The sequence below is a fragment of the Paenibacillus sp. UNC217MF genome, from assembly GCF_000686865.1.
In the GTDB taxonomy this organism is placed as follows: domain Bacteria; phylum Bacillota; class Bacilli; order Paenibacillales; family Paenibacillaceae; genus Paenibacillus_B; species Paenibacillus_B suaedae.
In genome coordinates this window covers 100,958-122,923 of the sequence record NZ_JMLT01000003.1, presented here as the reverse complement: position 1 = coordinate 122,923, position 21,966 = coordinate 100,958, and the positions used below count along the sequence as shown (strand labels likewise).

The 21,966-nt window shown below is 47.8% G+C and carries 18 protein-coding genes; all 18 read left to right on the top strand.

What is annotated here, in order from left to right; all coding sequences use genetic code 11:
• Positions 1–39 precede the first annotated feature (39 nt).
• The 18 genes from BP95_RS0100595 to BP95_RS0100510 all read left to right on the top strand — a co-directional run bounded on the left by BP95_RS0100595 (position 40) and on the right by BP95_RS0100510 (position 21,916).
• Positions 40–4,365 (top strand): PolC-type DNA polymerase III, encoded by a 4,326-nt coding sequence (locus tag BP95_RS0100595; RefSeq protein WP_028531190.1) that lies wholly within the window; start codon positions 40–42, stop codon positions 4,363–4,365.
• 174 nt (positions 4,366–4,539) lie between these two features.
• The gene (gene rimP / locus BP95_RS0100590; RefSeq protein WP_021256515.1) at positions 4,540–5,001 is read left to right on the top strand and encodes a ribosome maturation factor RimP; all 462 of its coding nucleotides are present in this window, start codon (positions 4,540–4,542) and stop codon (positions 4,999–5,001) included.
• A 90-nt stretch (positions 5,002–5,091) separates the two neighbouring features.
• Positions 5,092–6,189 (top strand): transcription termination factor NusA, encoded by a 1,098-nt coding sequence (nusA, locus tag BP95_RS0100585; protein WP_021256514.1) that lies wholly within the window; start codon positions 5,092–5,094, stop codon positions 6,187–6,189.
• A gap of 86 nt (positions 6,190–6,275) precedes the next feature.
• Positions 6,276–6,587, top strand: coding sequence for an RNase P modulator RnpM (gene rnpM, locus BP95_RS0100580; RefSeq protein WP_021256513.1), 312 nt, complete (start codon positions 6,276–6,278; stop codon positions 6,585–6,587).
• Entirely contained in the window at positions 6,580–6,918 is a 339-nt protein-coding gene (locus BP95_RS0100575) for a L7Ae/L30e/S12e/Gadd45 family ribosomal protein (RefSeq protein ID WP_021256512.1), read from the top strand. The genes rnpM and BP95_RS0100575 overlap by 8 nt, the downstream gene beginning before the upstream one ends.
• On the top strand, positions 6,896–9,772 hold the full coding sequence (gene infB / locus BP95_RS0100570; RefSeq protein WP_028531189.1) for a translation initiation factor IF-2: 2,877 nt from the start codon (positions 6,896–6,898) through the stop codon (positions 9,770–9,772). The genes BP95_RS0100575 and infB overlap by 23 nt, the downstream gene beginning before the upstream one ends.
• 54 nt (positions 9,773–9,826) lie before the next feature.
• Entirely contained in the window at positions 9,827–10,180 is a 354-nt protein-coding gene (rbfA, locus tag BP95_RS0100565) for a 30S ribosome-binding factor RbfA (protein ID WP_021256510.1), read from the top strand.
• A gap of 70 nt (positions 10,181–10,250) precedes the next feature.
• The gene (locus BP95_RS0100560) at positions 10,251–11,249 is read left to right on the top strand and encodes a DHH family phosphoesterase (protein ID WP_021256509.1); all 999 of its coding nucleotides are present in this window, start codon (positions 10,251–10,253) and stop codon (positions 11,247–11,249) included.
• A complete protein-coding gene (gene truB, locus BP95_RS0100555) occupies positions 11,246–12,166 on the top strand; it encodes a tRNA pseudouridine(55) synthase TruB (protein WP_021256508.1) in 921 nt (306 codons plus the stop codon). The genes BP95_RS0100560 and truB overlap by 4 nt, the downstream gene beginning before the upstream one ends.
• 173 nt (positions 12,167–12,339) lie before the next feature.
• A complete protein-coding gene (locus BP95_RS0100550) occupies positions 12,340–13,317 on the top strand; it encodes a bifunctional riboflavin kinase/FAD synthetase (protein WP_021256507.1) in 978 nt (325 codons plus the stop codon).
• A gap of 195 nt (positions 13,318–13,512) precedes the next feature.
• Entirely contained in the window at positions 13,513–13,782 is a 270-nt protein-coding gene (gene rpsO, locus BP95_RS0100545) for a 30S ribosomal protein S15 (protein WP_021256506.1), read from the top strand.
• 199 nt (positions 13,783–13,981) lie between these two features.
• The gene (pnp, locus tag BP95_RS29305; protein ID WP_021256505.1) at positions 13,982–16,186 is read left to right on the top strand and encodes a polyribonucleotide nucleotidyltransferase; all 2,205 of its coding nucleotides are present in this window, start codon (positions 13,982–13,984) and stop codon (positions 16,184–16,186) included.
• A 205-nt stretch (positions 16,187–16,391) separates the two neighbouring features.
• Positions 16,392–17,384 (top strand): polysaccharide deacetylase family protein, encoded by a 993-nt coding sequence (locus BP95_RS0100535; RefSeq protein WP_227774550.1) that lies wholly within the window; start codon positions 16,392–16,394, stop codon positions 17,382–17,384.
• A 63-nt stretch (positions 17,385–17,447) separates the two neighbouring features.
• Positions 17,448–18,722, top strand: a complete 1,275-nt coding sequence (locus BP95_RS0100530; RefSeq protein ID WP_021256503.1) for a M16 family metallopeptidase — start codon at positions 17,448–17,450, stop codon at positions 18,720–18,722.
• Positions 18,691–19,149, top strand: coding sequence for a dUTP diphosphatase (gene dut, locus BP95_RS0100525; protein WP_021256502.1), 459 nt, complete (start codon positions 18,691–18,693; stop codon positions 19,147–19,149). Before BP95_RS0100530 ends, dut begins: the two co-directional genes overlap by 32 nt.
• 163 nt (positions 19,150–19,312) lie before the next feature.
• Positions 19,313–20,212 carry a dipicolinate synthase subunit DpsA gene (gene dpsA, locus BP95_RS0100520; protein ID WP_021256501.1) on the top strand — a complete coding sequence of 300 codons (900 nt, stop codon included), beginning with the start codon at positions 19,313–19,315 and terminating at the stop codon, positions 20,210–20,212.
• Entirely contained in the window at positions 20,209–20,802 is a 594-nt protein-coding gene (locus BP95_RS0100515) for a dipicolinate synthase subunit B (protein WP_021256500.1), read from the top strand. Before dpsA ends, BP95_RS0100515 begins: the two co-directional genes overlap by 4 nt.
• Positions 20,803–20,875: 73 nt before the next feature.
• The gene (locus BP95_RS0100510; RefSeq protein ID WP_028531187.1) at positions 20,876–21,916 is read left to right on the top strand and encodes an aspartate-semialdehyde dehydrogenase; all 1,041 of its coding nucleotides are present in this window, start codon (positions 20,876–20,878) and stop codon (positions 21,914–21,916) included.
• Positions 21,917–21,966: the final 50 nt, after the last annotated feature.

The following is a 21,966-nucleotide window of genomic DNA, read 5'->3' as shown; positions in this document are numbered from 1 at the left end:
CACTGCCACTTTGCCATTAGGTACGGCAGCAGTATGGGGTTGGGAGGTGCTTCAGTCTATATGACAGATAAACGGAAGCGATTTGAATTGTTGATGAGACAGGCGGAGGTTCCTGTTGAACTGTTAGATAGCTTTTTCCATGATGGATGGATTGATAGAGTGGAGTGCAGCCGCTCCAATAAGGAGTGGACGATTTATATAGGCAAGTCAACTGTCGTTCCGGCAGAAGCTTACCGTACGTTTTGCCTGCGTGTACAGGACAAGTTGTCCCACATTGCCAAGATTAAGATCATATTCCACTATGAAGAGCAGCTTCCAAATAAGGAGATCGTAGATGCCTATTGGAGTTTGTTCATGGAATGGGTCAAGCGAGAGGTTGCTTCAGTTAACGGTTGGCTGCACAAAGGACAGTATGAAGTTGAGAAAGATTTGATCAAGCTTTTTTTGCCGGATGCGACATCATTAGAGCTGGCGAAGAAGAAGCAGATTGATAAATATTGCACGACGTTCTTTGAGACGTATTTCACACGCACACTTCGTGTAACGATGCAGCAGGGCAGCCATGATACGGAAGCCTATGAAGCATTCCAGCAGAAGCTGATGGAAGAAGAGCGCCAAGTTATTCAGCAAATGATGGAAGAATCAGCACGTGAAATCGAGGAAGAAGAAGGAGAAGCGCCAGAGCGTCTGCATGTCGGATACGACATTAAGGATGAGCCGACTCCAATCATGAATGTACAGGATGAAGAGAAGCGTGTCACGATTCAAGGTGCGGTATTTGGCGTTGAGATGAAGGAACTTCGCAATGGCAGTACCTTATTCACATTCAACCTAACTGATTTTTCTGACTCTATGGCGATGAAAATGTTCGCGAAGACGAAGGAAGACGTTAAAATGCTGAGCCTCATCTCGAATGGTCAATGGCTCAAAGCTCGTGGACGTGTTGAGTACGATCGCTTCATGCAAGTCCCTGAGCTTGTCATGATGCCAAATGATCTGAATGAAGTAAAGGCACCGGCAGAACGCAAGGATACTGCTGAGGAGAAGCGCGTGGAATTCCATCTTCATTCCACGATGAGTGCAATGGATGCAGTTACGTCTATCAGCGATTATGTGAAGCAGGCGGCGAAGTGGGGCCATAAGGCGATCGCGGTAACGGATCACGGCAACGTTCAGTGTTATCCAGAGGCAGCGAAGGCAGCCAAGAAAAATGGCATTAAAATGCTTTATGGCTTAGAAGCGAACGTCGTGAATGACAATATGGAAGTTGTTCTAAATGCGGACAATCGTCCGGTGAAAGATGCCATCTATACCGTATTCGATATCGAGACAACCGGTTTGTCTGTAACAAACAATAAAATCATCGAGATTGCAGCTGTCAAAATGCAAGAAGGCAAAGAAATTGATCGGTACAGCACTTTCGTCAATCCGCATGTACGGATTCCTTATAACATTCAACAGCTTACTAATATTACGGATGAAATGGTAGCTGATGCACCAGATATCGAAGAAGTGCTTCCGAAGTTTGTGGAATTTGCCCAGGATACCATTCTTGTTGCGCATAACGCGAGGTTCGATATTGGCTTTATCCAGCATAACTTGAAGCTAATGAATCTGCCAGATATGATGAATCCGGTGCTCGATACCTTGGAGCTAGCGCGTTTGCTGCATCCGACACTCAAAAATCACCGACTCAATACGTTGGCAGCTAAATATAAAGTATCACTTGAGAACCATCACCGTGCGATTGACGATACGATTGCACTAGGCGGCATTCTTACGGGACTACTTCAGGACGCTCAGCAGCTTATCGGAATCGAGACGCTGGAACGCATGAATGATTATGTAGGTCAGAACCTACAAAATGCCCGTCCATTTCACTGCGGCATTTATGCGCTTAATGCAGTAGGTAAGAAAAATCTGTATAAGCTTGTGTCCATGTCTCATACAGAATATTTCAAGCGGGTAGCCTGCATTCCGAAGAGTAAACTGGTGGGGATGCGCGAAGGCTTGCTCATTATGTCCGGCTGTGAGAAAGGCGAATTCTTCGAGACCGTTCTTAACAAGTCGGTGGAGGAAGCCGAGCAAGTAGCAGAGTTTTATGACGTCCTTGAAATCCAGCCTTTGACGATGTATATGCATTTGGTAGAGAAGGGTTTGGTTGGATCGACGGCCGAGATCGAAGACGCTATTCGCAAAATTGTTCAGATTGGCGAAAAGCAGAATAAGCTCGTCGTCGCAACAGGCAATGTGCATTACCTGCATCCACGAGACAAGATGTTCCGTGATATTACCATTCATGGAATTACGGGCTTCAGTCCACTGAAGGATATTCGCAAACCGGATGCGCATTTCCGCACGACGAATGAAATGCTTCAAGAATTTGAATTTTTGGGTAAGGAACAAGCTTACAAGTTTGTTGTAGAGAATACGAACACGCTGTTGGAACGATTTGAAGATTTCGACCTGTTCCCGAAGGAATTATTCACACCGAACATCGAGGGTGCAGATCAGGAAATTCGTGATAAGTGCTACAATAAGGCAATGAGCATTTACGGGGAACCGTTGAACGATATTATTGTGCAGCGTCTGGAGAAGGAACTGGTACCAATCATTAAATTTGGATTCTCCGCGAACTATCTGATCTCAGAGCGTCTTGTGAAGAAGTCCAATGAAGATGGTTACCTGGTTGGTTCACGGGGATCCGTAGGCTCTTCCGTCGTTGCGATGTTCCTTGGTATCTCAGAAGTTAATCCGCTGCCACCGCATTATTCGTGTCGCAATTCGGAATGCAAGCACAGCGAATGGTTCACGGACGGCAGTGTGCCGAGTGGATTTGACCTGCCGAACAAGGATTGTCCGGAGTGTGGCCAGCCAATGAAGGGCGATGGACAAGATATTCCGTTCGAGACGTTCCTTGGATTTAAGGGGGATAAGGTTCCCGATATCGACTTGAACTTCTCGGGGGACTATCAGCCTGTCGCACACAACTACACGAAGGTGCTGTTCGGTGAAAAGAGTGTATTTCGTGCGGGAACGATTGGTACGGTAGCGGAGAAGACGGCTTATGGATTCGCGAAGAAATATGAAGAAGATCACGGCAAGCGATGGCGCGGAGCAGAGCTTAACCGTCTAGCAGCAGGATGTACCGGCGTAAAACGCAGCACAGGTCAGCATCCGGGCGGTATCGTCGTTGTGCCAGACTATATTGAAGTGGAAGACGTAACACCCGTTCAATATCCGGCGGATGATACAACGGCTGAATGGAAGACGACGCACTTCGATTATCATGCCTTCGAAGATAACCTGTTGAAGCTTGATATTCTGGGTCACGATGATCCGACGATGATGCGGATGCTGCAGGATTTGACAGGCGTTGATCCGACGACGATTCCGATGAATGATCCGAAGGTCATGAGTATGTTCAACTCCGTTGACGCACTCGGCGTAACGCCGCAGCAGATCCGGACACCGGTTGCGACCTTTGGCGTACCGGAGATGGGAACACGTTTCGTGCGCCAGATGCTTGTGGAAGCACAGCCAAGCACGTTCGCCGATTTGCTGCAGATCTCTGGATTGTCCCATGGCACGGGCGTATGGCTCGGTAATGCACAGGAACTGATTAAGAATGGGATCTGTACGATTAAGACCGTAATCGGTTGTCGTGACGAGATCATGTTGTACTTAATCTACAAAGCCGGTATGGACGCTGGGCTTGCATTTAAAATTACGGAGAGCGTTCGTAAGGGCCGAGGTCTTAGTGATGAATGGATTCAAGAGATGAAAAACTGCAATGTGCCGCAATGGTACATTGATTCCTGCTTGAAGATTCAATACATGTTCCCGAAAGCCCATGCTGCTGCTTATGTTATTTCCGCGGTACGTACAGCTTACTTCAAGCTGTACCATCCAATTGAGTTCTATGCAACTTACTTTACTGTTCGTGCGGAGGACTTCGATATCGAACTATGCTGCCAAGGTTATGATGCGATCAATAAGAAGATCGATGAGATCGAGGCGAAGGGCTTCCAAGCAACAACGAAAGAGAAGGCCATGATCTCGATCTTAGAGATGGCGGTTGAAATGACAGCCCGTGGATTCTCATTCAAGCCAATCGATCTATATCGATCAGATGCAACGAAATTCCTTGTCGATGGCAACTCGCTCATCCCGCCATTCTCTGCAGTACAAGGGATCGGGGATAATGCGGCACGCAATATTGCGGCTTCTCGCGATGGGGTGGAGTACTTGTCCATCGAGGATTTCCAGATGCGTTCCAAGGCAACGAAGACGATTGTCGAGCTCCTGAATCAGATGGGATGCTTCCGGGGACTGCCGGAGACAAACCAATTATCTCTGTTCTAGTGCATGATCGGAGACACCCTTGCCATATTGTAGATGGCTATGATATAATTTTTTTGGTAATCATGTGGATAAATCCGTTACGTAAAGAGTGGGGAAACCCACTCTTTCATGTTTAGTATCGGGTTCTAACATAGAGGAACATCATTATTCCTAACATTCAGGAGGTTCTTGAATTTGAGCTCAGCCAATATCAAATCGACAGTTGAGAATATGATCACACCCTATTTGGAAGAGAACAACTTCGAACTTGTCGATGTGGAATATGTGAAGGAAGGCAGTAGTTGGTTTCTTCGCGTATTTGTGGACAAGGAAGGCGGCATTGACATTGAGGATTGCGGCCGTATTAGTGAAGTATTAAGCCAGAAGCTGGACGAAAACGATCCGATTACAGACGCGTACTTCTTGGAAGTATCGTCTCCAGGCGCGGAACGCCCGCTGAAGAAGACGAAGGACTTCGTTAAGGCAGTAGGCAAGCATGTGTATGTGACTACATACGAACCCATTGGCGCATTGAAGGAGTTCGAAGGGGTTCTCACTTCCTTCGATGAACAGACGGTTGTCGTTCAAGTCGGCAAGAAGGAACATGCAATTCCGTATGAGAAGGTAGCGAGCGCACGTCTTGCTATCGTTTTTTAGGACGATTGTAATCAACGATTGGATATCGTTCTGCTGAATGTAACATTATTGGAATGAAGCCGGATTCGGCTGAAAGGGGGAACTCACCAAATGAGTATGGATTTTATTGACGCGTTGTCGGAAATCGAAAGAGAAAAAGGAATTAGCAAGGAAGTACTCATTGATGCGATTGAAGCGGCTCTGATCTCGAGCTATAAGCGCAACTTCAATACTGCACAAAATGTACGTGTAGACATCAATCGGGCAACTGGAGTAATTAAAGTATATGCACGCAAGAACGTAGTGGACGAGGTGTTGGACCCACGTCTTGAAATTTCACTTCATGCTGCTCGCGAACATAATCCGAACTACCAAATGGATGATATTTGTGAGATTGAGGTTACACCTCGTGATTTTGGCCGTATCGCTGCGCAAACAGCGAAACAAGTTGTGACACAGCGTATTCGGGAAGCTGAGCGTGGACTTATCTATAACGCGTTCATCGACAAGTCGGATGATATCGTAACAGGTATTGTACAACGTCAGGACATGCGTAATGTGTATGTAGATTTGGGTAAAGTGGAAGCAGTTCTTCCATTGAATGAGTTGATGCCGAATGAAAAGTTCAAGCACGGCGATCGCACCAAAGCATACATTACGAAAGTGGAGAACACGACCAAGGGGCCGCAAATTATTTTGTCCCGCACGCATCCTGGACTGCTAAAGCGCTTGTTCGAGCTGGAAGTTCCTGAAATCTTCGACGGCGTCGTTGAAATCAAATCGGTAGCTCGTGAAGCGGGTCAACGTTCTAAAATTGCGGTATACTCCCGCAACGAGGAAGTTGATCCAGTTGGTTCATGCGTTGGCCCTAAAGGTATGCGTGTCCAGACAATTGTTAATGAGCTGCGTGGCGAGAAAATTGATATCGTGCGCTGGTCAGAAGATGTAAGTGAGTATGTAGCGAATGCACTGAGCCCATCCAAAGTTGTTGATGTGGAAGTTCGTGAAGCTGAGAAAATGGCTCGTGTCATCGTGCCTGATTATCAGTTGTCACTGGCAATTGGGATTAAGGGTCAGAACGCTCGACTTGCTGCAAAATTGACTGGCTGGAAAATTGATATTAAAAGCGAGACTCAAGCTGATGAAGAAGGGCTTCCAATGTCTTCTGATGAGCACACACCAGATGACAGCATGGAAGTAAGCGAATAAACACTGAAGGCGCGACCAACGCCATATGAAGCGGTCGTCTCCTTCAATCAGGGATGTATGACCGAATCGTAAGGGGGGATTGAGTCATGAGAACAAGGAAAGTTCCACTTCGCAAGTGTGTCGCATGTCAAGAAATGATGCCGAAGAAAGAGCTAATCCGTGTTGTGAAGACACCACAGGACGAGGTTCTAATCGATTTGACAGGGAAGAAGTCTGGACGCGGCGCATACCTATGTGGGAAGTTGTCCTGCTTCAGACTTGCACATAAGTCTCGTGCGCTTGATCGGGCTTTGAAGCATCAGGTGAACTCTGCCATCTATGAACAGCTTGCTCAAGATTTCATCAAGGTGGAGGATGAATTCCACGCCTTGAAGGAGCAGGAGGACGATCATGAGTAAGGTCAAGTCGCAGCTAGGTCTTGCCCAGCGGGCAGGGAAGCTTGCGACTGGTGATGAGATAGTCCTCAAGGCGATTCGCAATAAGCAAGCACGCTTGGTGATTGTTGCGGCGGACGCTTCTGACAACACGAAGAAGAAGTTTCGAGATAAATGTAAGTCGTACGGGGTGCCACTTGCTATCGGATTTACGCGAACCGAACTCGGTGAGAGCATCGGGAAATTGCAACGGGTAGTATTGGCGGTAACGGATGATGGATTTGCGACCATGATGACGAACGGGCTGAAAACGATGTCGGAGGTGGAGTATATTGAGCAAACAAGAGAACACTAAGGACAAAACAAGAGTTTACGAATATGCCAAATCGCTTAATATGAGCAGCAAAGAAATTATTACGATACTCAAACGTCTTAACATACCAGTTAACAATCATATGAGCGTAATGGAGAATGATGCCGTGGGGAAAGTCGAATCGTACATGCGCACGATTAAGGAGAATGCGCAGGCGAAGCGGGAAAGCAATAGCACCCCACACCCGAAAGTGAACATCAGCCAGTCAAAAACAACAGAAGTACCAGATAGAACAGCTGGCCAATCGGCAGGAAATTCAAGTCAGGACCAGTCGGATCAGCGCGACTCACGTGCTGGACAGCAGCAAATGCAACGTGACGGTCGCGACCATCAGCGCGAAGATAACCGAGGCGGGCGTGATGAACGTCAGGATCGCAGTAATCGCGGTGAAGGTCGTGACGGTCAAAAAGACCATAATAGACAGGGCGAGATAAACATTAATATGGATAATAGACAAGGAAACCAACAGGGGAATATGAACGGACAAGAACAACGTCGATCAGGTGAACAACAGCAAAACCAAGGTAACAGATCTAACGGCCAGCAAAGATCAGGCCAAGGCGCACCGCGTCAAGGACAGGGCGGATCCCGTCCAGGTCAAGGTGGCGGCCCTCGCCAAGGTGGCCAAGGTGGCGGATCACGTCCAGGCCAAGGCGGACAACAACGTCCAGGCCAAGGCGGACAACAACGTCCGGGTCAAGGTGGCGGCTCGCGCCCAGGCCAAGGCGGACAACAACGTCCAGGTCAAGGCGGCGGCTCGCGTCCAGGCCAAGGTGGCGGATCACGTCCAGGTCAAGGCAGCCAACAAAGCAGTGGTCAAGCGCGCTTTGCACAAGGCGGCCAGCAGCGTCAAGGTGATCAAGCACGTACCGGTCAAGGCACTCAGCAGCGTCCGAACAGAAACTTCGGTGAACGCAGTGAGGATTTCTCCGGTGGAAGAAATCAATCAAGAAACAACAATAATAATAATAAGAGACGCTTCGATGACAACCGTAATGGCGGAGGCATGCGCGGCCGCGGCGGCAAGAACAGAGGCAGAAATAATCAACAGCAGGTACAGCGTGAGAAAATTGACAATACGCCGAAAAAGATTATTGTACGCGGTGCAATGACAGTAGGTGAATTGGCAAAATTGCTTCATAAAGACGCTTCCGAGGTTATTAAGAAGTTCTTGCTCATGGGCGTTATGGCAACAATCAACCAAGAAGTAGACTTGGATACAATCCAGTTGATTGCAGACGAATTCAAGGTTGAAGTTGATTTGAAGCTGCCTGTATCCGAAGATCCTTTCGAGGAAACAGAAGAAAAAGAAGAAGATGCAGCAGACTTGGTTGAACGTCCAGCAGTTGTTACGATTATGGGTCACGTTGACCATGGTAAAACGACATTGCTTGATTCAATCCGCAAGACGAACGTTACGGGTGGAGAAGCAGGCGGTATTACGCAGCATATTGGTGCATACCAAGTTGAGTTCAACTCGAAGAAGATTACGTTCCTGGATACACCGGGCCACGAAGCGTTTACGTTGATGCGTGCCCGCGGTGCACAAGTAACCGACATTACGATTATCGTTGTTGCTGCTGACGATGGTGTTATGCCGCAAACGGTAGAGGCAATCAGCCACGCAAAGGCAGCGAACTGCCCAATCATCGTAGCTGTTAACAAGGTCGATAAGCCAGAAGCCAATGTCGATCGTGTAAAGCAAGAATTGACTGAATATGAATTGGTTCCAGAAGAGTGGGGCGGAGACACTATCTTCGTTAACGTTTCTGCGAAGCAGCGTACGGGCTTAGAAGAATTGCTCGAAATGATCCTGCTCGTATCCGAAGTGAACGAGTTCAAGGCGAACCCGAATAAGGATGCTCGCGGTACGGTGCTTGAGGCAGAGCTGGACAAAGGCCGTGGACCAGTTGCTCGCATCCTCGTTCAACAAGGTACGCTGAAAGTAGGAGATGCATTCGTAGCAGGCACATGCTTTGGCCGTGTGCGTGCAATGGTGAATGACCGTGGTCGTCGCTTGAAAGAAGCAGGCCCATCTACACCGATCGAAATTACAGGTCTTACAGATGTTCCACAAGCTGGCGATATGTTCGTCGCGTTCGATGATGAGCGTAAGGCTCGCTCCATTGCTGAGAAGCGTTCGACAACATATAGAGAGAGCCAATTGGGTGCGAACACTCGTGTAACGTTGGATGACTTGTTCAAGCACATTAAAGACGGCGAGATGAAAGAATTGAACGTAATCATCAAGGGTGACGTTCAAGGTTCTGTTGAAGCACTTCGCGGCTCGCTCGAGAAGATTGAAGTTGAGGGAGTTCGCGTTAAGATTATTCACTCCGGCGCTGGTGCAATTACAGAGTCTGACATCATCTTGGCAACAGCGTCCAACGCTATCGTTATCGGCTTTAACGTCCGTCCAGACGCACAAGCGAAGATTACTGCTGATCAAGAGAAGGTTGATGTTCGCTTGCATCGTGTCATCTACTCGATTGTTGAAGAAATCGAGCAGGCGATGAAGGGTATGCTTGATCCAGAATATAAAGAAGTTGTGATCGGTCATGCTGAAGTACGCAATACATTCAAAATCAGCAAAGTCGGTACAATCGCAGGATGTATGGTTACAGAAGGTAAGATTTCCCGCTCTGCAGAAGTACGCCTTGTTCGTGACGGCATAGTTGTTCACGAAGGCAAAATCGACTCGCTCAAGCGCTTCAAGGATGATGCGAAGGAAGTTGCGCAAGGCTACGAGTGCGGTATTATGCTTGAGAAGTACAATGACATGAAGGAAGGCGACATCATCGAAGCCTTTGTCATGGAAACCATCGAACGCAAATAGAATGGTTTCAACTCAGATGATGTTGTAAGCTATATATGAAATGAGGTGTTTCCCATGGCGAACTTTCGCTCCGGACGTGTTGGCGAGCAGATGAAGAAGGAACTTAGCCAGTTGATCCAAACCGAGATTAAGGATCCTCGAATCGGCTTCATTACGGTGACAGGCGTTGATGTAACGAACGATTTGTCACAAGCCAAAGTGTACTTGAGTGTCATGGGCAATGAAGAACAAAAGGAACAATCCATGAAAGCATTGGAGAAGGCGAGCGGATTCCTTCGTTCCGAGATTGGCAAGCGAATTCGTCTTCGTCATACTCCAGAGCTGCTGTTCAAGATCGATTCTTCAATCGAATACGGTAGCCATATTGAAAAGCTGCTTGGTGAAATTCGCGGTCGCGACAATAACTAAGTCAGCAGCATAAGAACGCACAAGTGAATCGGGCCAAGGCTCGATTCACTTGTCTGTATGGAGGTTATTAATGACTGGACTAACGACGCTATCTTATGCACAGCAGATCGAGAGAGCTAGAAACTTTATTCAAGAGGGCAATCATTTTCTTGTGGTTGCACATGTTCAGCCTGACGGAGATGCGATAAGCTCAACGTTGGCGGTAGGCTGGCTGCTTCGTCAATGGAACAAATCCTATGTCATGGTGAATGAGAATGGAGTTCCTAATAAGCTAAATTATTTGCCGGGCTCTGATCAAATCAACGTTCATGCAGAACTTGAAAACATTGCTGTCAAGCCATTTGATACTGTTATTTGTGTGGATTGTGCGGACTATGCGCGCATCGGAAAAATAGCAGAATGGATCGATAAGGATGCTCGTATTTTAAATATTGATCATCATCCAACGAATGACCACTATGGGGAAGTTGCAGTCATCCGCGAGGATGCTGCGGCGACCGTTGAGATATTATTCGATATGATTGCTTCCTACGGGCTTGCACTCGATTTAGATGTAGCGACAGTACTGTATACTGGCTTGCTAACTGACACGGGGGGATTCCGGTACAGCAACACGACACCACATGTGATGACGATCGCATCTGAGCTGCTTAAGCAGGGTGTTAACGGCAATGACATTGCGGATCGATTGCTTGAGAAGATGTCGATGGCACAGATGCAGCTAATACAGCGCGGCCTATCGCGATTGGCATTTAGCGAGGATCATCGAATTGCCTGGTTGTACGTGACTCCTCAGGATATGCAAGAGACCGGGGCGCTTAATGAAGATCTAGAAGGCTTGGTCAATTATCCACGCAATATCGATGGTGTAGAAGTTGGTCTTTTATTTAAGCAAGTAGATGATACAGGAGTAAAAGTGAGTATGCGTTCCGCAGGGCTTGCTAATGTGGCTGAGATTGCTCAATCCTTTAGTGGAGGCGGTCATGTCCGTGCAGCAGGCTGCAAGCTTACTGGTACTTTAGAAGAAGTCATTACCATTGTAATAGAACGGGTGAAGCAAGCTTTATGAGTAACTATCATGGTGTATTACCCGTATGGAAGCCTGAGGACTGGACGTCCCATGACGTAGTTGCCAAAGTACGCCGCCTTATTTGGGAGAAGCGTATCGGGCATACGGGAACATTGGATCCGAAGGTTGTTGGAGTGCTGCCGCTATGTATAGGCAAGGCGACACGGATCGTTGAGTATTTGCAGGAGATGCCTAAGCAGTATGAGGCAACCCTCCGATTCGGTGTATCAACAGATACCGAGGATCTAAGTGGAGAGGTACTGGAGCGCTCGGACGCTTCGCATTTGACGGAAGAGATGATTCGTGAGACGATTCTATCCTTTATCGGGGATATCGAACAAGTGCCTCCGATGTACTCCGCTGTTAAGGTAGACGGAAAGCGACTGTATGATCTAGCGCGTGAGGGGAAGACGGTGGAGCGTAAAGCGCGCCAAGTTACGATCCATAACATTGATCTTCTAGATGTACAGTTAGGCACCTCTGAACCGGAAGTACGTTTTCTAGTTGAGTGCTCCAAAGGAACTTATATCCGAACACTATGTGTTGATATCGGTCGTAAGCTTGGCGTTCCATCTACAATGGCGAAGCTGATGCGAACGGTATCTGCTGGGTTTGTTCCTTCACAATGTGTAACCTTCGATCAGATTGAGCAGGCTGTCGCGGATGGAACATTTGAAACGATGCTTCTATCTGTGGAGGATGCAATCTCAGATATGCCTAGAATTCAGGTTTCTGAGAAGTTTGCCCACTATGCATTGACCGGCCGATCAATTCCTTTGCACGCTTTACAGCCGAAACCTTTGACGAATGGTACGATTCGATTGTATGATGAACAAGGAACGTTCTATGGGATATTCCAAGTTCCACAGGGGCAATCGGTATTGCGTCCTGTGAAGGTATTTCTTCCGAACGAGTAATGTATATAATGCTGTGCGCGATTCGAGCAGGCAATTGACTCGGCTTGCGCTAGCTTTTGTCTACTCTTGTGAAAGGGAGAACATACTAGTAGGTAGGAACTTTGGTTTACTGTCCGTGTAACTGGATTGGGAGTTTAACCACAAATCGATAATACGCAGGGGCTCTGATTACAATGGAAACGATAGCATTACATGCAGCGCTCGATGATTCGAGCTGGCGACTGCAGGAGCAGCCGCAAGTATTAATATTAGGACATTTTGACGGTATTCATGAGGGACATGTACAGGTCATTCGGCATGCGTTGGACTACGGGAAGCAGCATCAATTGCCCGTAAGTCTGATGACTTTCCATCCACATCCCAAGGGAGTATTCGGCAAGCCGGAGTATGAACGATTCATTACGCCATTGTCGGAGAAAAAACGGATTTTGAGTCAGCTTGGGCTTGACCGTTTGTATGTTGTACATTTTGATTTGTCATTCGCTAAGGTTACCGCGCAGCAGTTCGCAGAAGCGATCTGCCGTATGAAGGTAAAACACGTCGTTGTCGGCTTCGACTATCGCTTTGGTCATGGTGGAGAAGGCACTGCGCAATTGCTGCAGGAATGGGGCAAGGGTTGCTTTACTGTGGATATCATACCGGCACATAATGATGTTGAGACCGCAGTGAAGGTGAGCAGCACACGGATTCGCGAGAGTCTGCTGCAAGGTGATGTTGTCAATGCGAATCGACTGCTAGGCCGAACGTATATCATTCGCGGCGAGGTTGTTCACGGTGACGCCCGTGGTCGTACGATGGGCTTCCCAACTGCGAATGTCCGGGCAGAAGAAGCATATGTCATCCCAGCGAATGGCGTATATGCAGTGAAGGTGCTGGTTCACGGGACGTGGCATGATGGTGTGCTGAATATTGGCTTGAAGCCGACATTCAAGACGGGAGAAACCGTCCAATCGGTTGAAGCGCATCTGTTTGATTTTGATCAAGATATATACGGGGAGACCGTAACGGTTGCCCTGATGAGCTACATTCGTCCAGAGCGCAAGTTCAGCTCCATACAAGAGCTGATCGCACAGATTACTGCGGATTCAGAGGAAGCGCGCCAACGTCTAAGCACGATGGATAAGGCGCCTGCAGTAACAATTGGCGTCTAATATTGTGCACAATATTCTTAGCCTTCTATCTTTGTACGAATTGATTGCTAAGACTTGTTTTACTTTTGTAGATGGAGATGCTATACTAATAACGTTGTCGTGAAAAACGACCTGTCCATAGCTTGGTTATTCGATCTCACCGTCGATGACGAGGCTAATGGCGTAAACTAACACATATTTTAGGAGGTGAATAGGATGGCTATGACTCAAGAGCGTAAACAACAGCTTATTGAAGAACATAAGACGCACGCTACGGATACAGGTTCTCCGGAGGTGCAAGTCGCTATCCTTACTGAAAACATCGTAAACTTGACGGACCATCTTCGTACACACAAGAAGGATCATCATTCCCGTCGTGGTTTGATGAAAATGGTAGGTCAACGCCGTAAATTGTTGGCTTATGTTAAGAACAAAGATGTTAAACGCTACAGCGCATTGATCGCAAGACTCGGTCTTCGCCGTTAATAGCACGAACCAAAGCAGCCTGGTTGTTCATTGCCGCTTCTTATCGCGGCATGCAACCGGGTTGCTTTTTAGTGATTGCATATGATACTACATATTGTGATAGTAGACAAACTCCCATCAGGACGGTATTTCAAATGAAATGCAGGAAATAATGGGAGTAGTAACGAAGAATATAAAGTGAAACTTAAGGAGGGATCCGATGAACCGCATCGAGATGGAACTTGGCGGCAGAAGGCTTGTCCTGGAAACGGGTCGTTTGGCCAAGCAAGCAAATGCCGCAGTCAAAGTCGAGTACGGTGATACAGTCGTATTGTGTACCGTTACCGCATCGAAGGAACCTAAAGATCTAGATTTCTTCCCATTGACTGTCAATTACGAAGAAAGATTATATGCTGTAGGTAAAATTCCTGGAGGATTCATCAAGCGCGAAGGTCGTCCAAGTGAGAAAGCGATTCTTGCCAGCCGCCTTATTGACCGCCCAATCCGCCCATTGTTCCCGGAAGGTTTCCGCAATGATGTGCAAATCGTGGATTTGGTTATGAGCGTGGATCAAGACTGCCCGCCAGAAATCGCGGCAATGATCGGAACATCCGCTGCATTGACGATATCTGATGTGCCATTTAATGGCCCTATCGGAGGCGTGATTGTAGGTCGTATTGACGGTCAATTTATTATCAACCCAACCGTTGAACAAGAGGAAAAGAGCGATATTCACCTTGTTGTATCGGGTACAAAAGACGCGATCATGATGGTTGAAGCAGAAGCGAACGAAGTACCGGAATCGGTTATGCTTGAAGCAATCATGTTCGGTCACGATGAAATTAAGAAAATTGTAGCGAAGATTGAAGAATTCGCTGCGATGGCAGCTAAACCGAAGATGGAAGTGAAGTTGCACGCAGTTGATACAGATGTGAATGCAGCTGTTCGTGCGTTCGCAAAGGAACGTCTCGTTGAGGCAATTCGTATTCCTGAGAAGCATGCGCGTCAAGATGCGATTGATGCAGTCAATCAGGAAGCAACTGCACACTTCGAACAATTGTATGTGGAAACGCCTGAGAATATGAGTGATGTGAGCGAAACCTTGTACGATATCGTGAAGGAAGAAGTTCGCCGCTTGATTACACATGATAAAGTTCGTCCAGACGGCAGACAGCTTGAGGAGATTCGTCCGATCGATTGTGATACAGGACTCTTGCCTCGTACTCACGGATCTGGCTTGTTCACACGTGGACAAACGCAAGCACTCAGCATCTGTACGCTAGGCGCGCTTGGAGATGTGCAAATTTTGGATGGTCTTGGCTTGGAAGAGTCGAAACGCTTCATGCATCACTACAACTTCCCTCCATTCTCCGTAGGGGAAGCTCGTCCGCTTCGTGCTCCTGGACGCCGCGAGATTGGTCACGGTGCACTCGGTGAACGTGCCTTGTCCAAGGTGATTCCGCCTGAGAGCGAATTCCCGTATACAATCCGACTTGTATCCGAGGTCATAGAATCTAACGGTTCTACTTCCCAAGCAAGTATTTGTGCAAGCACACTTGCGATGATGGATGCAGGGGTTCCGATCAAGGCACCGGTTGCAGGTATTGCAATGGGTCTGATCAAAGACGGGGAACACTTCTCCATCTTGTCCGATATTCAAGGTATGGAAGACCACCTCGGCGACATGGACTTCAAGGTTGCTGGTACAGCTGAAGGTGTTACAGCCATTCAAATGGATATCAAAATTGATGGTATCGACCGCAGCATCTTGACACAAGCGTTGGATCAAGCACGTGCAGGACGTATGCACATCTTGGGTAAAATGAATGAAGTCATCCAAACTCCACGTGAATCCTTGTCACAGTATGCGCCTAAGATCTTGACGATGCATATTAATCCAGATAAGATCCGTGATGTTATTGGTGCCGGCGGTAAAGTCGTCAACAAAATCATCGAGGAAACAGGTGTCAAAATTGACATCGAGCAGGATGGCCGCATCTTCATCGCATCTACAAATGCAGAGTCCAATGAGCGTGCCCGTGAAATTATCGAGGGTATCGTGAAGGAAGTTGTCGTTGGTGAAGTATACACAGGAACAGTGAAACGCGTTGAGAAGTTCGGTGCATTTGTTGAAGTGCTTCCAGGCAAGGAAGGTCTTGTGCATATTTCTCAATTGTCAACTGAGCGTGTAGAGAAAGTCGAAGATGTCGTTAAAATTGGCGATAAGCTTGAGGTTAAGGTTGTCGAGATCGACCAACAGGGACGCATCAATTTGTCCCACAAAGTGCTGCTTCAGCCTGCACAGACAGAAGGAACTGCAAGCTCCGAAGCTGCAGCTACAGAACGTCCACGCAGCAGCAGACCACCACAAGGGGGCGGCAATCGTCCACCTCGCGGACCGCGTCCGTCTAAGCCGCAAAGCTAAGTCGGATACAGCGAGCAAGACAAGCCTGAGAAGGCAACATACGTAGCAAGGAAAGAGGCAGACTGGTTTCTGGCTCTTTTTTTGATGCAAAAAATAGGTATTGATTGCATGATAGGCATAGATTGCTTCCAGACCGAATAACTCGTCCCGAAATCGCATAGAATCAAAAGGACTATCTTGGAAGGGAATGGACTGGATGCAGCCAATGTTAAAGAAATGGTTCGCCGTAACAGCAGGAGTTGTCATCGTGCTGGCAGCAGTAGCGCAGCCCGATGTGAGAAGCTATTTGCAGGAGAAGAAGGCAGAGCTCGCCGTGAGCTATGCTTACCAATCGGGGGTAGAGGATAAGGCTGCGAATGATCCATTAATGGCTCGAATTAAGGAGGAAGCAGCCAAACGATATATTGCTCCAATTAATGCCCGCATTGATCGGGTGTGGAAGGCAATACCCGGATACAATGGGCAGGAAGTAGATATTGAGCGAACGTACACTGCCAATTCGGGGAAAGATCGTTCGGCTGAATTGAAAATGGTCATGCGCGAGGTGAAGCCGGAGGTCTCATTGACGAGTCTAGATCCACAGCCCATCTATCGAGGGAATCCGAATAAGCCGATGGCAGCGCTTATGATCAATGTCGCTTGGGGGAACGAGTACATCGATCCAATGCTGAAAGTGCTAGCAGATGAGAAGGTGCATGCGACATTTTTCTTAGACGGCAGCTGGTTGAAGAAAAATCCTGACATTGCGAAGCGGATTCAGGCGGCGGGACATGAGATGGAGAATCATGCATACTCTCATCCCAATATGAGCGAGCTAAGCGAGGGGCACCAGACGCAGCAAATTGAGAAGACGAAGCAATTGCTGAAGCAAACGCTTGGCGTAGAGAATAAATGGTTCGCTCCACCATCAGGAGACTTCAATATGTTGACGGTACGTACAGCACATGCACTCGGATTGAAGACAGTGCTGTGGACCTTTGATACGAGAGACTGGATGAAGCCCTCTGTGGCTACGATACTGCGTAGATTTCAAGAGAAGACAGAACCGGGATCACTGATCCTCATGCATCCAACGGAGCCATCCAGTACAGCCTTGAAGGAAATGATTCGGATATTGAAGCAAAAGGGCATTGTACCAGGTACGGTAGGAGAAACACTTTCTGAGAAGCGGGTGCCTCCGATTGAAGTTGAGAGGTGATCAGATTTCTGGTAGGATTAGAAAGGCATACTTGGAATGTACTTGGACGAGGAGGAATTGCCGGTGGAAAAAGTGCAGCTGTCTAACGGCCTTCGTGTCGTGATGGAGAAAATACCAACCTGCCGTTCCGTTTCATTTGGGATATGGGTTAAGACAGGTTCACGCAATGAGGATGAAACGACCAACGGGATTTCCCATTTTATCGAACATATGATGTTCAAAGGAACAGAACGGTTTGATGCGAAAGCAATCGCAGACTCCTTCGATGCGATCGGAGGAAGTGTTAATGCGTTCACTTCCAAAGAATATACCTGTTATTATGCAAAAGTATTGGATGAGCATTTGCCGATAGCGGTTGATGTGCTGTCCGATATGTTTTTCCGGTCATCCATGCTGGACGAGGAATTGCAGAAAGAGAAAAATGTAATCCTTGAAGAAATTGCGATGTATGAGGATACACCGGATGATACGGTGCATGATCTGGTTACTCGTGCTGCCTTTGGCGCACACCCGCTCGCATATCCGATATTAGGAACGAAGGAACGCCTGACACCAATGGGGCCTGTTCATCTCCGCGCATATATGAAGAATCATTATACGGTCTCGAATACGGTCATTGCAGTAGCAGGTAACTTTGATGACTCGATCATCGAATTGCTGGAGAAGCACTTCGGACAATTCACGAATGATGAGCCTGCGGCCATATTAACGGAACCAAGCTTCCATAGTGAATTCATATATCATAAGAAGAAGACAGAACAGAATCATATTTGTCTCAGCCTGCCAGGCTGTTCGATGACAGATCCGCGCCTTTACGCTATGATATTGCTCAACAACTTGATCGGTGGCGGCATGAGCTCTCGCCTGTTCCAGGAAATTCGAGAGAAGCGTGGACTTGCCTATTCTGTTTACTCCTATCATTCGTCACATGCAGATAGCGGTCTATTCACGCTCTATGCAGGAACCGCACCGAAGCAGACGAAGGAAGTGCTTGATTTAACCTTGGATATGCTAGGTGAACTGGCAGTGAAGGGCTTGTCTGAGGAAGAACTTCACAAAGGCAAGGAGCAGTTGAAGGGAAGCCTTATCCTCGGCCTTGAGAGCACAGGCAGCCGAATGAATCGATTAGGGAAAAATGAGCTGATGCTAGGCAAGCATTTCACGCTGGATGAGATCATCGCTCGAATTGAATCGATTAAACTAGAAGACGTTACCTTTGTATTGAACCGTATGCTTTCCCATCCATTCGCAGGTTCAATGGTCGGAGCAAATGATAAAGCAATATCGGCTTTCAGGAGGGATCAACTTGTTACAACAATCACACCAAGTTCAAATTAAACGCCTGCCAGGCAATGAGGATGTACCGCTCCCTCAAAAAATGTCCGAACTCGCAGCAGGCTTCGATCTATATGCAGCGGTAGAAGAGCCGCTTACATTAGCACCCGGCCATCGCGCACTCGTGCCTACTGGATTTTGCATGGCAATGCCTGGATACTTAGAGGCACAGATTCGTCCACGCAGCGGACTTGCCTATAAGCATGGCATTACTTGCTTGAATTCACCAGGAACGATTGATGCCGATTACCGCGGCGAGGTGAAGGTCTTGCTTGCCAACCTTGGACAGACTCACTTCACGATTGAGCGCAATGAGCGTATTGCGCAAATGGTGATTCAATTCGTTCCTTCTATTCAACTTGTCGAGGTAGACGAGTTGACTGATACGGAACGCGGAGAAGGCGGCTTCGGCCATACCGGAACGAAGTAAAATAATGATTAAACAGGACGCAGTTGAATTACCGTTTTGGTAAATCAGCTGCGTTTTTTTTACGTCTTGAGATGGGCTTGCACATGGCTGCACCCTTTTTAGGCGTGCGCATAAGATGTTTTATACGTTGTGTGCACGTTTGTGAAAGGAGTGATCAGCGAGGATGTTGACTGGAGTTCAGGTCGTGTTTATTGGCGGAGATGCTCGCCAGCTTGAGATCATCCATAAGCTGACTGAATTAGATGCCAGTGTCACGATCGTTGGGTACGATCAACTGCAAAACCCATATCATGGCGTACAGCGCCAATCCCTCTCTATCGAGCTGTTGAAGCAGGCGGATGCTCTTGTGCTTCCTGCTGTAGGAACTGATGACAGTGGGAAGGTTCATGCCATCTTTACATCGGATGAATTGGTGCTGACGGAAGAGCATATTGCGGTACTGCCGGAGCACTGTGTTGTCTTTACGGGGATGGCCAAACCATATTTAAGCAAGCTGTGTGCGAAATACCGCCTCTCGCTTGTTGAATTGTTCGATCGGGATGATGTTGCAATATACAATTCCATTCCGACGGCTGAAGGCGCGATTATGATGGCGATTCAGAACACCGATATCACCCTTCATGGTTCTGAATCGGTCGTACTTGGGATGGGGAGAACAGGGTTCACATTGGCACGTACCCTTCTTGGCTTAGGGGCTAATGTGCGGATTGGGGTGCGCAGAGATGAACATTTTGCCAGAGCGACAGAAATGGGTTTCAAGCCTTTTTTCATAGCAGATCTCGCGCGTCAGGCGGCAAATATCGACTTGCTTTTTAATACGATACCGACTATGATAGTCACAGCGCAGGTCATAGCGCAAATCCCTAACCGTGCCGTGATTATCGACCTTGCTTCCCTGCCGGGTGGCGTGGATTTCCGATTCGCGGAGAAGCGGGGGATCAAGGCTATGCTGGCACCAGGATTGCCAGGCATTGTCGCACCGAAGTCTGCTGGACGAATATTGGCACAGAGTATCACGCAGCTGTTGCTTGAGGACATGCGGAATCGGGGGAATGGACAATGAACTTCACGGGGAAGACAGTTGGCTATGCACTAACAGGCTCACACTGCACATTAGAAGAAGTAATGCCTCAGGTGAAACGCTTCGTAGATGCTGGAGCGCGCGTTATCCCGATTGCATCACATTCGGTCATGACGACCGATACACGCTTCGGGGAATCCGATCACTGGCAGAAACAGTTGAAAGAGATTACTGGTAATGATATCATTTCTACAATTGTGGACGCAGAACCGCTCGGACCATCCAAATTGCTGGATGTGATGGTGATCGCGCCTTGCACAGGCAATACGACGAGTAAGCTGGCAAATGCATTGACAGAAAGCCCTGTCCTAATGGCAGCCAAAGCACAAATGCGCAACCAGCGCCCTCTTGTGCTTGCGATTTCGACTAATGATGGACTCGGTTTAAACGCAGCCAATATAGCCAAACTCCTTGTAGCCAAGAACATATACTTCGTTCCGTTCGGCCAAGATAATCCACAGCAGAAGCCGAATTCATTGGTGGCGCGCATGGACTTGGTACCAGAGGCATGCTATGCAGCATTAGAAGGCAAGCAGCTTCAACCGGTATTAATTGAACGGTTCTTATACTGAACATAGCATACCACGCAAATTATCATAATATAGATGTTTGAAAGATTGTGGGTATAGAGGGGAGAAACGACAGATGACGAATCAGAAGCGGTATAATGTTGCTGTAGTCGGTGCTACGGGTGCAGTAGGGGAACAAATCATTGCATTATTGGAACAACGTCAATTCCCCATTCAATCTTTGAAGTTGTTGTCTTCGGCACGTTCAGCCGGTAAGAAGATCGTATTTGACGGTCAAGAAATTGCGGTTGAGGAAGCGAAACCGGAGAGCTTCGAAGGCGTTGATATTGCCCTGTTCAGCGCAGGCGGCGACGTTAGTAAAGAGTTGGCTCCAGCAGCTGTAGAACGCGGAGCGGTATGTATTGACAATACCAATGCATTCCGTATGGATCCCAACACACCACTCGTAGTTCCAGAAGTGAACATCGAGAAAGTGAAGGAACACCAAGGCATTATTGCCAATCCGAACTGTTCCACGATTCAAATGGTAGCAGCCTTGAAGCCGCTCTATGATCGCTACGGTATTTCCCGCATCATCGTGTCTACGTATCAAGCAGTGTCAGGCGCTGGCAGCAAAGCGATTAGCGAGCTGTTGCGTCAATCTACAGAAGTGCTTGCAGGCAATGAAGTTGAGCCGGACATTCTTCCAGTTGGTTCTTTGCCCGTGAAGCATCAAATCGCATTCAATGCTATTCCTCAAATCGATAAGTTCCAAGATAATGGATTCACGCTCGAGGAAATGAAAATGATCCGTGAAACCAAGAAGATCATGAATGATGATAGCCTTCAAGTGACGGCAACATGCGTCCGAATTCCGGTCGTATATGGCCACTCTGAATCTGTATATGTTGAGTTGAAGGACGACTTCCAAATGGAGGATGTGCGCGAGCTGTTGGCAAACGCGCCAGGATTGACGCTCGTCGATGAGCCTTCTGAACAGAAATACCCGCTTGCTACCGAATCTGCAGGCAAGCCAGATGTTTTCGTTGGCCGTTTGCGTCGTGATCTGTCTCAGCCACGCGCATTGAATATGTGGGTCGTATCCGACAATTTAATGAAAGGCGCTGCATGGAACGCGGTACAAATCGCAGAGTACATCGCTTCGGAGCGGCAGTAATTGGCAGGCCGCTCCTGCCTTTTTGTCTTACTTGACAAGGTGTGTTCAGC

Coding starts and splice junctions, on each gene's coding strand:
- rnpM (WP_021256513.1), top strand. CDS start 6,276: ATGAGAACAAGGAAAGTTCCACTTCGCAAGTGTGTCGCATGTCAAGAA.
- rbfA (WP_021256510.1), top strand. CDS start 9,827: ATGGCGAACTTTCGCTCCGGACGTGTTGGCGAGCAGATGAAGAAGGAA.
- BP95_RS0100535 (WP_227774550.1), top strand. CDS start 16,392: ATGTTAAAGAAATGGTTCGCCGTAACAGCAGGAGTTGTCATCGTGCTG.
- pnp (WP_021256505.1), top strand. CDS start 13,982: ATGAACCGCATCGAGATGGAACTTGGCGGCAGAAGGCTTGTCCTGGAA.
- BP95_RS0100550 (WP_021256507.1), top strand. CDS start 12,340: ATGGAAACGATAGCATTACATGCAGCGCTCGATGATTCGAGCTGGCGA.
- BP95_RS0100575 (WP_021256512.1), top strand. CDS start 6,580: ATGAGTAAGGTCAAGTCGCAGCTAGGTCTTGCCCAGCGGGCAGGGAAG.
- BP95_RS0100510 (WP_028531187.1), top strand. CDS start 20,876: ATGACGAATCAGAAGCGGTATAATGTTGCTGTAGTCGGTGCTACGGGT.
- BP95_RS0100560 (WP_021256509.1), top strand. CDS start 10,251: ATGACTGGACTAACGACGCTATCTTATGCACAGCAGATCGAGAGAGCT.
- truB (WP_021256508.1), top strand. CDS start 11,246: ATGAGTAACTATCATGGTGTATTACCCGTATGGAAGCCTGAGGACTGG.
- BP95_RS0100515 (WP_021256500.1), top strand. CDS start 20,209: ATGAACTTCACGGGGAAGACAGTTGGCTATGCACTAACAGGCTCACAC.
- nusA (WP_021256514.1), top strand. CDS start 5,092: ATGAGTATGGATTTTATTGACGCGTTGTCGGAAATCGAAAGAGAAAAA.
- rpsO (WP_021256506.1), top strand. CDS start 13,513: ATGGCTATGACTCAAGAGCGTAAACAACAGCTTATTGAAGAACATAAG.
- dpsA (WP_021256501.1), top strand. CDS start 19,313: ATGTTGACTGGAGTTCAGGTCGTGTTTATTGGCGGAGATGCTCGCCAG.